Here is a 13,436-nt window from a genome sequence, read left to right as displayed (position 1 = left end):
ACTGGCAGGATTATTCCCGATCCTCGGCGATCAGACCGCCAAGAAGGATTGGCGATCGACAAGTTTCCCTTGTCAAATATTCGGGTCGTTCGGCCCATCGCCGCCCTGGGGGCGCGGTCCGGTTGATGTTTTTGGGATGGGTCCTTGATGTCGCAGGTCTTGCAATGCACGCAGTTCTGGAAGCTGATCCGGAAGCGCGGGCCGCTCAACGCCCGCGGCCTGCCCGCGTTGCCCCTGGACCTTCGCGGGCGGTGGTTTTCCGTGCCGCCTAGGCGGTCACCTCCCATGCGACCGGAAGCTGCTGGCCGCGGATCGGGATCTTCACCGTTTCGATCCCGTAGGTCGGGCGCAACACATCGGGGGAAAGCGCGGTTTCAGGCGGGCCGGCGACCACGATCCTGCCCTGCGCGAGGACCGCGACCCGGTCGCAGAACCTTGCCGCCATTTGCAGGTCGTGCAGCACGCAGACCACCGCGGTTCCGCCCCGTGCGATCATGCGAAGCTGGGCCATGACCTCAAGCTGGTGGCGGGGGTCCAGCGCGGCGATGGGTTCGTCCACCAGCAGCACCTCGGCGCCGACGGCAAGGGCGCGGGCCAGCATGACCCGCGCCTTTTCGCCCCCCGAAAGGGTGTCGACGGTCCGGTCTGCAAGACCCATCACGCCGCATCGGGCCATGGCGGCCTCGACAAGCGCATCCTCCATGGCCGCCGCCCGTCTGGACCAGCCTCGATAGGGCAGACGGCCAAGCCCGACCAGCCGGCGGACGCGGATCGGCCAGATCGCGTGGTGGCCCTGCGCCAGATAGGCCAGCAGCCGCGCCCTTTCCCGCAGCGGCACGGCGGTCAGGTTGCGGCCCTGAAGCAGGATCTCGCCCGAACTCAGGGGAACAAGTCCAAGGCTCGCCCGCAGAAGCGTCGATTTTCCGGCACCGTTCGGCCCGACCAGCGCCGTGATGCCGCCCGGCTGAACGGCAAGGGTGATGTCGCGCAGGATTTCCCGCCCCCGCAGCGAAACGCCCACCCCTTTCAGGTGCAGCGGGATCATGCCTGCTCTCCTTGCAAACGAAAGATCAGCGTAAAGAAGAAGGGGGCACCGATCAGCGAGGTGACGACGCCAAGCTGCAATTCCGGCCCGACGGCGATCAGCCGGATCGCGATATCGGCCATCAGCAGCAGCGCCGCCCCACCCAGCGCCGAGGGCAGAAGCAGCCTTGCCGGGGCGTGATCCGTGAAAGCGCGCAGCAGATGCGGCACGATCAGCCCGACGAAGCCCACCGCCCCCGCGACCGACACCCCGGCGCCGACGCACAGGCTGGTGCCCAGCACCACCTGCATCCTGACCCGGTTCACCGGCGTTCCCAGCGAGCGGGCGGTATCCTCGCCCAGGGTCAGCGCCTCGAGTCCCCCGCCCGAGGCAATCAGCATCGCGCAGCCGATCAGGATGAAGGGCGCGGCCAGCCCCAGGTCGGAAAGCGTCCTGTCCTTCAGCGATCCCATCAGCCAGAAGGCGATCTCGCTGATGGCCCAGGGGTTGCTGGACAGGTTCATCACCAGCGAGATCAGCGCGATCGACAGCCCGCCTATCGCCACCCCGGTCAGCAGCAAGGTCAGCTTGGCAGCGCCACGCACGGCCAGAGCCCACAGGATCGTCGTCGCCGCCAGTGCCCCGGCCATCCCGGACAGCGGCAGGGTCCATGAACTGGTCGCGGCCAGCCCGAAATAGATGACCAGAACCGCGCCGAAGGCCGCAGCCGAGCTGACGCCCACCACCCCCGGCTCGGCCAGGGGGTTTTGCAGCAACCCCTGCAACGCGGCGCCCGACAGTCCCAAGGATCCGCCGATCAGCAGCGCCAGCGCGGTGCGGGGCAGGCGCAGATCCTTCACGATGGTCACGGTTTTGGGGTCTGCCAGACCGGCAAGGCCCCGCAGCACCTCGCCCGCCGGGATGGGCGTATAGCCAAGGACAAGCGAGATGACGACCAGCACGCAGCAGGTCAGAAGCAGCGCCATATTCAGCGCCAGCTGCGGAACCGGGCGGATCATCGGAACGCGCCCTCCAGCCGGAGCCGCTCGCCGGCGAGAAGCGTGACGGCTTGCGAGATCACCGGGTGGTCGCAGGGCCAGAGCTTGCCCGGGACCGGCAGGACCACGCCCTGTTCGGCAGCCCGCCGCAGGACGGGATTGCGCCCCAGCCCGGCGTTTCGCGCCGGCGGTTGCGTGTCGAAATAGGAAACCACGAAAGCCCCGGGCGGGGTCATCACGATCTGCTCAAGTGGGATGCCGCCCCAGCCTGCGGGACCGGTCCTGCGCTGCATGTTCCGGTATCCGGCGGCGGAAAGCGCCGCATCCACGATGGTGCCCGCGCCCGCGCCGCCGCCGTCCGGGCGATAATAGGCCACCACTGGCCCGACCCCGCCGGGGTCGGCGGCGGCCGCGATGTCGTGCAGGAACGCCGCGCGCAGCGCCTTGCCGCGCTCGGGCTGACCCAGCCGCTTTCCGACCTGCGGGATCTTGTCCGCCAGTTCCTGCAGGTCCGAAGTCGCCCCGAGATCGAGCTCGGCGATCCCGAAACGCCCCAGAACCCTGCGCATCTGGGTCGAGCTGCCCTGGCCCGTCACCACCAGGCCGGCATCGCCCGCGATCAGCTCCTCCAGGCTGCCGCGGTTCCGGGGCAGACCGGCCGCCTCTCCGGCATAGGGGGAGGACGGGCCCGCCGCATCCCGCGACAGGCTGAGGATCTGGTCGCGATCGGCCAGCGCCAGCACCCACATATCCCCGCATAGCGCCGTCGAGGCGACGCGCGGTTTCGCGGCAGGTGTCGCAGGGGGCAGGGATTGCCCGCCCCCCGCCCCCACATGTGCCGCGGCGATCCCGAGCGACAGTAGGGCCGCAAGGCCCGCCGCCAGCGCGACGATGGGTTTCATCCCCTGTAGCCCTTGCTCATCCGGTCCGCTGCGCCGTCCTCGATGCCGATATAGGTGCGGCGAACGTGGTCCCATGTCGCCAGCCGTTCCCAGCCCGGCTGGTCGGCCAGCTGGTCGTCGGCGGTGATGAAAGGGTTGGGAAAGAAGAGGCTCAGCATCTGCTCGCCCTTGCCGTTATCCATGCGGAATCCCCACGAGCGGGGATGCCCGTCGGGATCGAGGCTGCGGAAGAACTCGGCCTTGCCCGGACGACGATGGGCGACCAGCGCCTCGCCGCCCTGCTTCACGGCGCCTTCGTTGCGGCCGATGCACAGATGAAAATGCCCCTGAAGCCCGTAGAACACCGTCAGATAGCCGTCATGCAGCGAAATGCGCTGCGGCTTGGACGGTGGCCGCAATTCATAGGCGGCCCCCTCGACGATGGGACCGAAAGAGAGCCCCTGCCAATGATTGTCGAAGATGTCGGTCAGGAAGTCTTGCAGCCAGTCCTGATCCAGCGGTGCGGGCCAGCGATGTTCCGTCGCGCGCCCTTCGGCATTCACGGTCGTTTCCATGGTCAGCTTCGTCATGTCAGTTCCCCTGCAGGCTCAGGCGGATGCCGGCGAACAAGCTGCGGTCGTTGGTGTTGTAACCCCAGCTGGTCTGGTATTGCTTGTCGAAGACGTTCTCGATCCGGCCATAGAGTTCGGCCCGCTCATCCAGACGATAGCTGGCCAGCAGGTCGGTCACGCCATAGCCGCCAATCTCCTGCCCATAGCCGCTGACCGCGCCCAGGCCGTTGCGGCTGGCATAGCGCAGGCGCGCGCCCACCGACCAGCCGCCGGGGCGATAGCTGACGGTCAGCGCACCGGAGTTCTTGGGCTGGCCGCGCCACTGGCCGGTTTCGTCATTATGGGACAGAACCCAGGTGTGGTTGTGCTGGATCAGCAGGTCTTGCAGGATTTCGGCCTGCCAGGACAGCTCGATGCCTTTCTCGCGCGTGCGGCCGGCCATGTAATAGCCATAGCTGCCGTCCTCGCGCAGGCCCCAGGCGATCTTGTCCTCGACCCGGTTCTGGAAATAGGTCGCGCCCAGTTCCAGCCCGGCATCCGGCCAATAGACATCCGCGCCGATGTCCCAGCCGCGGCTGCGCTGTGCCGTAAGGTCGGGATTGCCATAGGTCGGATCGTAAAGCTGATAAAGCCCCGGCGCCTTTGCACCGGTGCCATAGCTGGCCCGCAGCTTCACATCCGCCGCGCCGCTGGCGGAAAGCAGATAGGCCCCGGTCAGCCGCCATGTGTTGAAGGTGCCGAACTGATCATTGTCGTCGCGGCGCAGCGCGGCGGTCAGGGTCAGATGGGCGTCGGGACGCCAGGCCGCCTCGGTAAAGAGCGCGGTGGTGGCGTTGCTGGCGATGAAGCTGCCGGTATAATTGGTGATCTGGAGGGTTTCTTCCTTCTCGCGCGTGACGCCGCCCACAAGCGACCATGGCTCGGCCGGCTTCCAGGTCACGTCGTAGCCATAGCGGGTCAGCGTGCCGTCGTAGACATCGCCCTCGGGCCGGGAAAAGCCGGTATGATAGGTTCGCCGGGCATTGTAGCGGCCCCAGCTGAGCGTCTGCCGCAGGGTCCGGTCGGCGCTTTCATGGAGGATGCGCGCGCCCAGGTTCCATTCGTCCTTTTCGACCGTATCGCTGCCGTCACTGGGCGGCGAATCGTATTCGTGCCGCGTATCGCTGCGCAGGCCCGTGAGTTCGGCCCGCAACTGCGGCGCGATCTGCCAGCCCAGTGCCGTGCCGATCCCGTTGCCGCGATGGGCGTCGTTGTCCATGGGGCCGGGAACCGGGCTGGTGCGCGGATCGGCCTGCGACGGGCCGTCGTAATGCGTGGAAAAGCCGCTGACCCGGGCGTCGAGATCGCCCCTTTTCCATAGCAGGGTCGCGGTGGCCCGGCGCCAGCCGTCCGGACCAAGCTCCAATCCGCTGGACAGCCGCCAGCCGTCCTGGACCGGGCGCCTGGTGATGATGTTGACAACGCCGCCGATCGCGTCCGATCCGTAAAGCGAGGACTGGTTGCCGCGCAGCACCTCGATCCGGTCGATGCCCTCGACATCCAGATGGTCGAACTGGAACGCCGTCTCGGTCGAGGACGGATCGCCAAGCCGGACCCCGTCCATCAGGACAAGCACCTGGCCGTTATCCGATCCCCGGATGCTGATGCTGGTCCAGGCACCGGGACGGTCCTGCGAGACCTGAACCCCCGGCACGTCCCGCAGCAGGTCGGTGATGCGCTTCGCCTGTTCGCGGCGGGCGCGCTCCTCGGTCACGACGGTGACGGCGCTGCCGATGGCGCGTTCAGGCAGGTCGGCGCGCGAGGCGGTGACGACGATGGTATCCAGCGTCACCGCGTCCTCGGCGGTGGCAGGCGGGACGGCAAGGGTCGTGCCCAACAGCACGGGAATGATATGGCGGACCTTCATTTCGGCACTTATCCTCGTTCAACGGGAAGGGAAGCCGGATACGAAGGCATTGCCGCGACGGTTCTTCCGCCGCGCGCGCGAGTTCAGATTCTATCGGTCGCATCGCACATACCGCTGCCTTCGATCCACATGGGTCACCGCAGCGGAAATCCGCACCCTCGGCTTGTCCCGGCCGCGGGATGGGCGACAGCGACGGCAGGTCTCCTGGCTTCCGGTTCCTTGCGAGTTCCGCGCCTTCCCCCGCCCTGGGGCAGAGTGGCATATGCGGGTCGCTCCCGGTTACAGTTGCGGGCACAGCTGCGGCATCGGTTTCCCTCACCGCATTCCCTTTTCACCCCTTGCGGGGCACCGTCGGCGACCGGATAGCACAAGGGAGTTGTCAAATAAACAGATTAGATGGGCAGTATCTGCTTTTTCCCGCCTGGTGGCAGTGCGCTTGATATCGCGGCAAGATCGATGAGGAGATCGACGTCACCCCGGGGGCCGAGTGCCTCTGGGCATCGCGCGATCTGGATGCGTTCGGCGCCATGCGTGTCGCCGGCGCAAGCCTTGTGGCTTGCGTTTGCGGGTGGGTGTCCTTAGCTTGATCTGTCCCGCCCCTCGCCCCAAGGAGACTCCGCGCGGTGGAAGCCCTTATCGAACAATATCTGGGCAATCCGCTGATATTGGCCTTGCTGCTGTTTCTTGCGAATTTTGTCATGGAAGAAGGGGCGATCATCGCCGGCGCGGCACTGGCCGCCGCAGGAGAGATCGGCACCGGACTGGCCCTGGTGGCGCTGGTAACCGGGAATATCATCAGCGACTGGGCCCTTTACGGGATCGGCGCGCTGGCCGGAAGCAACCGTCTCGTCCGGCGCTGGGTGGACGGCAAGATGCTGGAGCGGGGACGGCGGCTGCTGGATCGCGGCGTCCTGCCGGCGGCGCTGCTGGCACGGCTGTTGCCTCCGGTCTTCATGGCCAGCGGTTTCCTGCGCGTCGATTTTCGCCGTTTCGCAATCGTGAACGGCGTGGTCGCGGCAGTATATACGGCGGCGCTGTTCTTCGGGGCGTTCGGCCTCAACCTGGTCCTGTTCGATCTGCTGGGCAATTGGGCCTGGCCGGTCATGGTTGGGCTGGTGATCGGCGCGGTCTGGCTGAGCCACCGCTTCACGGTCTATTATTTCGCCTCGGACAAGGACGAGGGGGGGCGCTCGGGCGACTGAGACGACGACTTTCCGTCCCCGATGACGCAAGCCAGAGCTGCGCGCAGCAGGTCGGCATGCGTCCAGGGCAGGAAATGGTCGGCCTCTTCGATCAGGATCAGCCGCGGGCCGGGACTGCCGGGCAAATGCGCCTGCAGGAAGGCCACGTTTTCAGGCGGCACCAACGTATCGGCCAGCCCCTGGACGATGGTGACGGGGGCAGTGACATGCGCCAGGTCGGGGGTCAGCTCTTCAAGCCCGGGCCGAAGATTCATCAGCTCGGCATTGGCGTTGGCCAGTTCCGTGGGCAGAAGCCCGGCAAAGAAATCAAGCGCGGCCAGTTGCTGCAGGGGATGGGTTTCCTCCAGCTCCGGATCGGCGGCGCCGCCGATCAGCAGAACCCCCGCAACCCGGTCGGGATAGTCGGCGGCAAGCCGCAACGCAACCGGGCCGCCATAGGAATAGCCGACCAATACCGCGGCTCCGGTCCCGCCCGCCGTCAGAAGCGGGGCGACGGCGGCGGCCTGACCGGCCAGATCGGGCTCGGGCTTTTCCCCGCTGGCGCCGAAGCCGGGACGGTCCACGGCCATGTGATATTGCCCGACCGGAACGTCCAACAGGAAGCGGTCCCATTCCTCGGCGGTGCCGGGGCTGCCATGCAGGAAGATCACCCGCCGCCCGCCGGGTTGGCCCGCCGCCAGATAGCCCAGTCGGGCCTGCCCGTCCCCGCGCGCCAGCCGCATTCGCCGGACCGTGCGGCCCTGTTCCCCGGGCCAGGCGTCGTCGGGTTCCAGCCCGATGCCGGTGATCGCCGAGAACTGTTCGCGCAACGGCTGGAACGGCTCAAGCACGAAACCCAGCGCCCCTTCGGCCAGCGTCTGTTCCGGCGCGGGGATCACGATGGTTTGGCCGGGGGGCGGACAGATGGGCAGATCGGGAATCATGCAAGGCTCCTTTGCGGAGGACTGAAGCCGCCGCACCGCTCGACGGCGGGATTGTCTCGCCCGGCGCGCAGCTGCGCAAGGGATGTTCACGAGCTTTGGGGATAGACGCGCCGCAGCGCCTCCTGTTGTCGCTGCAACCGGATCATGGCGCGCAGGCCGACGGGCCGCGCCCCACGCCTTCGCATGGCATCGCCGATGCCGAAAAGCCAGCGATACTGTTTCCACAACGCACCGTATGCCTGCCGCAGCGTGCTGCCGCCGGCCCAGAAATGCAGCATCTCGGCACCGGCGCCGTTCAGCTCCAATATCCTGAAATCGCGGGCCGCACCCAGGTCCTCGACGCTGCGGAAGCGGATGTCGAAGCGCCCGAAATGAAAATCCGGTATCTCGCGCGAGATCTCGTCGATCAGCGATTCCAGCTGCGGCGTCACCAGCGATTGCGCGTCGCGATAGACCGCGCCGAGCCTTGCGCTGCGGGCATTGGTCAGGACGTGGAAGGCGCCGGGGCCGGGCACCGTCTCCCAGCTTTCGGGATGGCGGTCGCGATAGATGGCGCTGTTCGGACGCAGGACCTTGTCGGCCCGGACCAGCTGGGCCACGCTGCGGCAACCGTCACCGATCACATGGGGCGGATAGACGAAGGCCATCGAGACGATGCGTCCCCGCACCTGGTCGGGATGGCGCAGATAGAAGATCCCCGCCTCGCCGGGCAAGTCGACCAGTTCCTGCAACAGGATGACAGTGCCCGGAGGCTGCACCGACAGATAATCCGCCAGATCCCCGGCCCGCTGGATCAGCCTGACTCCCCAGCCCTGATAGCCGCGGTCGGGTTTGGCGACGACCGGGAAATCCAGCCCGGCCTCGGCCATCGCGGCCAGGGCGCAATCCACGGGGGCCTCGGTTCCGGGATCGCAACGAAGGCGGGCAAAACGGGCCAGCCGCGCCCTGCCCTGCGACCCGAACAGGTCCAGCCCCTGCGATTTGCTTTCGCCCCACAGGCCCCCCGCCTCCATCGCGGGATTGGCGGCGCTGGGAAGCGTCAGGCTGCGGTAACGGATCGCCAGCGCCAGCCACATCAGCGCTGGGAACCACATAGAACAGCCGTTCGGGGATGTGGCGCTTGAAGGCGGGATAACGCTCTCCCTCCGGCGGACGGAACTGGAGAGAGGCGGCTTGAGGCGTGCAGGTCAATGGTTCGGGTCGTCCTTTTCCGGGGTCGCGGATGGTGCTCCGGGCAGGGCCGAGCCATCTTTGCCGGCGATGCGGCCCGGCTTCCGACGCGCCACCCGGAAGAAGCGACCATGGCGCAATATAGCCCGAAGGTCCAGATTTCGATGATCAGCGGTCAAACGCTACGCCGGTTGCGGGGCTTCGCGCGCTGCGGCGAAACCGGCCAGCGCGAACCGCTTTTCGAGGTGCTGTCGGCCAATGCGCTGGCCTCTGGTCGCAGCGGCAATGTGCCGCCGATCTTTGCCCGTCTGGATATCCGAGACAGCATGCGGTTTGGAGTTCGTCCCGCCCTGCGCTCACCCGATCCGTCGTCCTCGATTCCCCTGTTTTACCCGCAGCCTGGGCGCATCCATCCTGATCGTCTTCTTCATATAACCGCAAGATCAACGGCCCCCAACTCCAGGACAGCCGTTCCGTTTTTGCTTGCCGTTTCGCGGGTTGGCCGTTCCGGACGTGGGCCAGCGGGGCGGCGGCAATCGCCCGGCCGCTGCAAATCGACGGAACCGGCTTGCAGGAATTATGGCCCTTCCTTCAAAAACTCCTTGGCAAGTCACAGGTAAAAATGGGAGCCTCCCGCCTTGTGGATTTAAGAAGGGAGGAAATCCGATGATCCAGAAGATCCTTTGTCCAACCGACGGAACCGATCATTCCGATATTGCCGTCGCTTACGCTGCACAGCTGGCTGCGAAATTCGGCGCGTCGCTGACCATATGCGTGGTGAATATCGCCCATGGCGGTGCGCGTGGCCCGGTCATCCATCATTGGACCAATCAGGAAATGACCGACAAGCTCGAGCGCGCCCGCACCCTCGCGCTCGAGAACGGCGTCACCGAGGTGAAGCAGGTCGACATCGTCAACCGCGAAGCCGCGGCGGGAATCGTGACCTATGCCGAGCACAACGCCTATGACCAGATCGTTGTCGGAACCGGTGACAAGCGTGGATTGTCGCGACTGATGCTGGGCTCTGTCGCGGCCGATGTCATGGCACGCGCGCATTGCACCGTCACCGTCGCCCGGTGATTCGCCGCAACTGACGATCGCCCGCATGGGAAAATCCTGTCGCGCGGACCGGACGCCGGTTTGCGCGACCTTGAACCAATCACTTGATATATCAATGTAATTCATGGATCCCAAGGCGACGGCCAAGCGCGCTTTGCGCTTGGCACGCACGGCCTTGACCGGCGTTCCCTCGGCCAAAAATCTCTCTCCGCTGAAGAAGAAACTTGACAGAATGTCGCAGGATGCCTTTCCTGTAGAGAAAAAAGCTTTCGAGCGCAGAAAGAATCGCGCTACGGCCCACGCGGACGACTTATCAAAAATCGGGCCTCAGGGAGGAATGCAACGTGTCGAATCTGACGAAACGGATCGAAACCATGCATCGGCGCGACATCGCCGTGGCATTGGCCTTTGTGCTGGGACTTTGGTTTGCGATCATCTTCGTGGCGATCGGGACCTGGTCGCTGGCGCCGTCGGCGGCAGCGCGGACGGTGCTGCTGATCGGCGGGGCGGTGGTGCTGCTGTTCAATTCGGCAGCCATCATGGCGATGCTGCGCCACTATCGCGAGGACCGGGACTTCATGTACGGGCTGGATATCCAGTTCCTCGACGAAGCCCGAGAGGCCAGGGAAGCCAGAAAAGCCAGGCGCTATGAGGAAAGGGTCCTGCGTCATGGCTAAATACAATGCCCCCGTCCAAGGAAAGATCGGCCAGATCATCGACGTGATCGTCCTGCTGATCATGGCCATTGGCGCGTTGTATATTCCCTTGTGGCTTGGTCTCGCGGGGTCCGCGAAAAACCCGCAGACCCTCGAAAATCCGACATGGGAGGCGCTGGCCCAAAACCCGGCCATGGTCGAGCAATGGCATAAACTCGGCTATTCCGACCCGAGCCTTGCCGCCGAAATGATCACCGCGCGTTTCGACTACAGTTTCTCGATCGGCGCATTGCTGGCGATGATCGTTGTCGTCGTGGGTTATTACGCAATCCTGCTGCGGTTTTCGGAAAACGAATATCGCGACGTGATCGCCGAAAAATTCGGAGAATGAGGGCATCATGGATCTTTGGGATTATCTGGAATATGCGGCCTGGGGCGCCTCGGCGGTGTTCGGCCTGGTCATCGTCCTGGACTGGATCCGCACCGACAGCACCTATAGCGAGGAGTTCCTGACCTCCTCCCGCGAGGGGGAACTGGAAGCCCTGACCGAAGAACAGCATCGGGGGTGACATGGAACAGGTGCATAAAACCGAACATGTCGGCCTGGCCCGCGTGCTTGGCCCCGCCCATGTCTGGGCGCTTGGCGTGGGGATCGTTCTGGTCGGCGAGTACATGGGCTGGAACTTCGCGGTCGGCAAGGGCGGCGCCTATGCCGCGCTGATGGCCTGCTGGTTCGCCGGCATCCTCTATACCTGCGTGGCGATGATCGATTCAGAAGTGACCTCGACCGTCGCCGCCGCCGGCGGGCAATATACCCAGGCCAAGCATATCGTCGGGCCGCTCATGGCCTTCAACGTCGGGCTCTATCTCGTCTTCGCCTATACCATGCTGGAGGCGGCGAACGCGATCACGGTCGGCTTCCTCGTCGATACCGTCGCCATGATGAGCGGCCATCACGGCGGGATAGACCAGCGGCCCTTCATCATCCTGGCCATCATGTTCCTGGCCTGGCTGAACTATCGCGGCGTGCTGGCGACGCTGACCTTCAACCTGGTCATCACCGCCATCGCCTTTTCGGCGATCATCGTGCTGTTCCTGTCGACCTCGGGCGCCCTGGGGACCAGCCCGCTGCGCCATGCCGACCTGATGGAGGGCGCCGCATCACTGCCCTACGGCTGGCTCGGCATCCTCGCGGCGATGCATTTCGGCCTGTGGTTCTATCTGGGGATCGAGGGCACCACCCAGGCCGCCGAAGAGGTGCGCAGCCCGGCGCGCTCGCTGCCCTTCGGCACGCTGGCCGGGGTGATGACGCTGGCCATCGCGGCAACCCTGACCTGGTATGTCTGCACGGGGCTGATGCCCTGGGAATATCTGGGCCAGGCGGGCGTGCCGCTGTTCGACGCGGCCCGGCTTAGCGGATCAAGCTTCCTGATGGTGTTTCTGGGCATCGGCACGCTGTTTGCGACGCTGGCCTCGGCCAATGGCTGCATCAACGACGCCAGCCGCGCCTGGTTCGCCATGGCGCGCGACCGCTACCTGCCGGGCTGGTTCGGCGCGGTGCATCCCAAGCACCGCACGCCCTATCGCTCGATCATCTTCCTGGTGCCGATCGCGCTGATCTTCGCGCTTGGCGCGCCGATCGACCAGGTGATCACCTTCTCGATCCTGTCGGGTCTGCTGGAATACACCTTCATGCCGCTGAACATCATCCTGTTCCGGCGCAAATGGCCGCTCGACACCATCAAGCGCGGCTACGAACATCCGTTCCACCCGCTGCCGGCCTTCGCGCTGCTGGCGCTGTGCGGGACGGCCTTCTTCGCGGTGTTCCTCGGCTACGGCACGCAACTGGTGGCGATGATCGCCTTCTACATCGTGGTCTCGCTGTGGTTCCACTTCTGGCGCTACCGCTTCGTGGACCGCGGCGCGCAGTTCACCATGCCCTGGCCGAAGCCGAGGGGCTACTGAACATGCAGGCGGGGCTTCTCGTCCTGATCCTTGGCGGGGGGCTGGTGATCCTGGCCCTCCGCCTCAGGTCCGAGGCGACGCGGCGCAGCTCTGCCCGCGCCGGCTATTTCGACCGCATCGCGCCAATGATGCGCGATCTGCGCCGCGCGGTGTCGCCGACCGGCTTTGCCCGCGTCTCGGGCCGCATCGAAGGGGTCGAGACCGATCTCCAGGCGGTTCCCGACACGCTGACCTATCGCAAGCTGCCGGCGCTGTGGCTTCTGGTGACCCAGCCCGCCGCCCTGCCGGTCTCGCAACGCGTCCACCTGATGGCGCGTCCGCGCGGGATCGAGCCCTTCTCGGCCTTCGACACCCTGCCGCATCAAACCCTGTTGCCCGAGGGATTTCCCCATGATGCCACCTTGCGCAGCGAAAGGCCGCTCTCGCCCGGCGACGCCGCCTTGCTGGCCCGCCACCGTGCGGTCTTTGCCGATGCGAGGGTGAAAGAGCTGGTGATCTCGCCCAAGGGCCTGCGGATCACCTGGCTTGCCGACGAGGCCGAGCGCGGCCGCTACCTGCTGTTCCGCGAGGCCGAGATGGGACGGACCCCGCTTGCCCCTCAGACGCTTGCACCGCTTCTTGCGGCGCTGGCGGGGTTGCGCGCGGATATCCTGGACGAGGCCGCCGCCGAAAGGAAATGCGCATGAGGCCGCCGCCCAATCCCTATCTGGTGCTGGCCTCGGCCGTCCTGCTGCCGGGTTCCGGCCAGGTCTGGAACGGAGAGCCGCAGCGCGGGCTGATCTTCCTGTTCTTCCTGCTGCTGCTGGGTGGCTTCACCCTGATGACCACCGGAGCCGAGATATCCTTCGTGGGCCGTTTCGCAGGGGCCTTCTTCGTGCACGCCATGGCGATCTTCGACGCCTACAAGCGCGCGCGCATCCGGCAGGCGGTTTGGACGCATGACGCGCGTTCAAGCGCAAGGCCGAGGCATAGCGGTGGCCAGAACGCCTCTTAAAACCGATGTGCAATCAGGCGGGGTTCAGGGACATCCTTCCATGGCGATAGCAGAGGACCGGGGTTCGGCGCGATGGTCGAACCGGC

Annotated in this window: 16 protein-coding genes, 1 pseudogene and 1 riboswitch; of the genes and pseudogenes, 9 read left to right on the top strand and 8 right to left on the bottom strand. The window is 65.8% G+C overall.

The annotated features are described in order from the left end of the window. Positions 1–72 precede the first annotated feature (72 nt). The 6 genes and pseudogenes from LOS78_RS21630 to LOS78_RS21605 all read right to left on the bottom strand — a co-directional run. Positions 73–200, bottom strand: a pseudogene (locus tag LOS78_RS21630) (4Fe-4S dicluster domain-containing protein); the annotation flags it as partial. A 68-nt stretch (positions 201–268) separates the two neighbouring features. Then, positions 269–1,045 carry an ABC transporter ATP-binding protein gene (locus LOS78_RS21625; RefSeq protein ID WP_230378693.1) on the bottom strand — a complete coding sequence of 259 codons (777 nt, stop codon included), beginning with the start codon at positions 1,043–1,045 and terminating at the stop codon, positions 269–271. Next, the gene (locus LOS78_RS21620; RefSeq protein ID WP_230378692.1) at positions 1,042–2,043 is read right to left on the bottom strand and encodes an iron ABC transporter permease; all 1,002 of its coding nucleotides are present in this window, start codon (positions 2,041–2,043) and stop codon (positions 1,042–1,044) included. The genes LOS78_RS21625 and LOS78_RS21620 overlap by 4 nt, the downstream gene beginning before the upstream one ends. Then, complete coding sequence (locus LOS78_RS21615) at positions 2,040–2,924, bottom strand: ABC transporter substrate-binding protein (RefSeq protein ID WP_230378691.1); 885 nt, start codon at positions 2,922–2,924, stop codon at positions 2,040–2,042. The genes LOS78_RS21620 and LOS78_RS21615 overlap by 4 nt, the downstream gene beginning before the upstream one ends. Next, a complete protein-coding gene (locus tag LOS78_RS21610) occupies positions 2,921–3,493 on the bottom strand; it encodes a hypothetical protein (protein ID WP_230378690.1) in 573 nt (190 codons plus the stop codon). Before LOS78_RS21610 ends, LOS78_RS21615 begins: the two co-directional genes overlap by 4 nt. Position 3,494: 1 nt before the next feature. After that, positions 3,495–5,381, bottom strand: coding sequence for a TonB-dependent siderophore receptor (locus LOS78_RS21605; RefSeq protein ID WP_230378689.1), 1,887 nt, complete (start codon positions 5,379–5,381; stop codon positions 3,495–3,497). A gap of 176 nt (positions 5,382–5,557) precedes the next feature. Further along, positions 5,558–5,749, bottom strand: a riboswitch (cobalamin riboswitch). Between the two features lie 255 nt (positions 5,750–6,004). On the opposite strand from LOS78_RS21605, the gene LOS78_RS21600 reads away from it, so the two are divergent. Then, a complete protein-coding gene (locus LOS78_RS21600; RefSeq protein ID WP_028714225.1) occupies positions 6,005–6,583 on the top strand; it encodes a DedA family protein in 579 nt (192 codons plus the stop codon). Here the strand turns inward: LOS78_RS21600 and LOS78_RS21595 are convergent. Further along, positions 6,538–7,506: an alpha/beta fold hydrolase gene (locus LOS78_RS21595; protein WP_230378688.1), complete on the bottom strand. Its 969-nt coding sequence runs from the start codon at positions 7,504–7,506 to the stop codon at positions 6,538–6,540. The genes LOS78_RS21600 and LOS78_RS21595 overlap by 46 nt on opposite strands. Before the next feature lie 86 nt (positions 7,507–7,592). After that, on the bottom strand, positions 7,593–8,600 hold the full coding sequence (locus tag LOS78_RS21590; protein WP_230378687.1) for a hypothetical protein: 1,008 nt from the start codon (positions 8,598–8,600) through the stop codon (positions 7,593–7,595). Between the two features lie 207 nt (positions 8,601–8,807). Between LOS78_RS21590 and LOS78_RS21585 the strand changes: the two genes are divergently transcribed. The 8 genes from LOS78_RS21585 to LOS78_RS21550 all read left to right on the top strand — a co-directional run bounded on the left by LOS78_RS21585 (position 8,808) and on the right by LOS78_RS21550 (position 13,350). After that, the gene (locus LOS78_RS21585; RefSeq protein ID WP_230378686.1) at positions 8,808–9,296 is read left to right on the top strand and encodes a hypothetical protein; all 489 of its coding nucleotides are present in this window, start codon (positions 8,808–8,810) and stop codon (positions 9,294–9,296) included. A gap of 46 nt (positions 9,297–9,342) precedes the next feature. Then, the gene (locus LOS78_RS21580) at positions 9,343–9,756 is read left to right on the top strand and encodes a universal stress protein (RefSeq protein WP_230378685.1); all 414 of its coding nucleotides are present in this window, start codon (positions 9,343–9,345) and stop codon (positions 9,754–9,756) included. A gap of 353 nt (positions 9,757–10,109) precedes the next feature. Then, on the top strand, positions 10,110–10,412 hold the full coding sequence (locus LOS78_RS21575; protein ID WP_371824735.1) for a hypothetical protein: 303 nt from the start codon (positions 10,110–10,112) through the stop codon (positions 10,410–10,412). Beyond that, positions 10,405–10,782 carry a hypothetical protein gene (locus tag LOS78_RS21570; RefSeq protein WP_036698865.1) on the top strand — a complete coding sequence of 126 codons (378 nt, stop codon included), beginning with the start codon at positions 10,405–10,407 and terminating at the stop codon, positions 10,780–10,782. Before LOS78_RS21575 ends, LOS78_RS21570 begins: the two co-directional genes overlap by 8 nt. A gap of 7 nt (positions 10,783–10,789) precedes the next feature. After that, entirely contained in the window at positions 10,790–10,960 is a 171-nt protein-coding gene (locus LOS78_RS21565; RefSeq protein WP_028714228.1) for a hypothetical protein, read from the top strand. Between the two features lies 1 nt (position 10,961). Further along, positions 10,962–12,356, top strand: coding sequence for an APC family permease (locus tag LOS78_RS21560; protein ID WP_028717336.1), 1,395 nt, complete (start codon positions 10,962–10,964; stop codon positions 12,354–12,356). A 2-nt stretch (positions 12,357–12,358) separates the two neighbouring features. Then, a complete protein-coding gene (locus LOS78_RS21555; protein ID WP_230378683.1) occupies positions 12,359–13,042 on the top strand; it encodes a hypothetical protein in 684 nt (227 codons plus the stop codon). After that, positions 13,039–13,350, top strand: coding sequence for a hypothetical protein (locus LOS78_RS21550; RefSeq protein ID WP_371824729.1), 312 nt, complete (start codon positions 13,039–13,041; stop codon positions 13,348–13,350). The genes LOS78_RS21555 and LOS78_RS21550 overlap by 4 nt, the downstream gene beginning before the upstream one ends. The last annotated feature ends 86 nt before the right edge of the window (positions 13,351–13,436 follow it).

The organism is Paracoccus sp. MA (assembly GCF_020990385.1).
Taxonomy (GTDB): Bacteria; Pseudomonadota; Alphaproteobacteria; order Rhodobacterales; family Rhodobacteraceae; genus Paracoccus.
Note: the sequence above shows the minus strand (reverse complement) of the source record. Positions and strands in the feature narration are given on the sequence as shown.

Excerpts from the sequence above, each read along its gene's own strand:
- LOS78_RS21625 (WP_230378693.1), bottom strand. The coding sequence starts at position 1,045 with ATGATCCCGCTGCACCTGAAAGGGGTGGGCGTTTCGCTGCGGGGGCGG.
- LOS78_RS21620 (WP_230378692.1), bottom strand. The coding sequence starts at position 2,043 with ATGATCCGCCCGGTTCCGCAGCTGGCGCTGAATATGGCGCTGCTTCTG.
- LOS78_RS21615 (WP_230378691.1), bottom strand. The coding sequence starts at position 2,924 with ATGAAACCCATCGTCGCGCTGGCGGCGGGCCTTGCGGCCCTACTGTCG.
- LOS78_RS21610 (WP_230378690.1), bottom strand. The coding sequence starts at position 3,493 with ATGACGAAGCTGACCATGGAAACGACCGTGAATGCCGAAGGGCGCGCG.
- LOS78_RS21605 (WP_230378689.1), bottom strand. The coding sequence starts at position 5,381 with ATGAAGGTCCGCCATATCATTCCCGTGCTGTTGGGCACGACCCTTGCC.
- LOS78_RS21595 (WP_230378688.1), bottom strand. The coding sequence starts at position 7,506 with ATGATTCCCGATCTGCCCATCTGTCCGCCCCCCGGCCAAACCATCGTG.
- LOS78_RS21590 (WP_230378687.1), bottom strand. The coding sequence starts at position 8,600 with ATGTGGTTCCCAGCGCTGATGTGGCTGGCGCTGGCGATCCGTTACCGC.
- LOS78_RS21585 (WP_230378686.1), top strand. The coding sequence starts at position 8,808 with ATGGCGCAATATAGCCCGAAGGTCCAGATTTCGATGATCAGCGGTCAA.
- LOS78_RS21580 (WP_230378685.1), top strand. The coding sequence starts at position 9,343 with ATGATCCAGAAGATCCTTTGTCCAACCGACGGAACCGATCATTCCGAT.
- LOS78_RS21575 (WP_371824735.1), top strand. The coding sequence starts at position 10,110 with ATGCATCGGCGCGACATCGCCGTGGCATTGGCCTTTGTGCTGGGACTT.
- LOS78_RS21570 (WP_036698865.1), top strand. The coding sequence starts at position 10,405 with ATGGCTAAATACAATGCCCCCGTCCAAGGAAAGATCGGCCAGATCATC.
- LOS78_RS21565 (WP_028714228.1), top strand. The coding sequence starts at position 10,790 with ATGGATCTTTGGGATTATCTGGAATATGCGGCCTGGGGCGCCTCGGCG.
- LOS78_RS21560 (WP_028717336.1), top strand. The coding sequence starts at position 10,962 with ATGGAACAGGTGCATAAAACCGAACATGTCGGCCTGGCCCGCGTGCTT.
- LOS78_RS21555 (WP_230378683.1), top strand. The coding sequence starts at position 12,359 with ATGCAGGCGGGGCTTCTCGTCCTGATCCTTGGCGGGGGGCTGGTGATC.
- LOS78_RS21550 (WP_371824729.1), top strand. The coding sequence starts at position 13,039 with ATGAGGCCGCCGCCCAATCCCTATCTGGTGCTGGCCTCGGCCGTCCTG.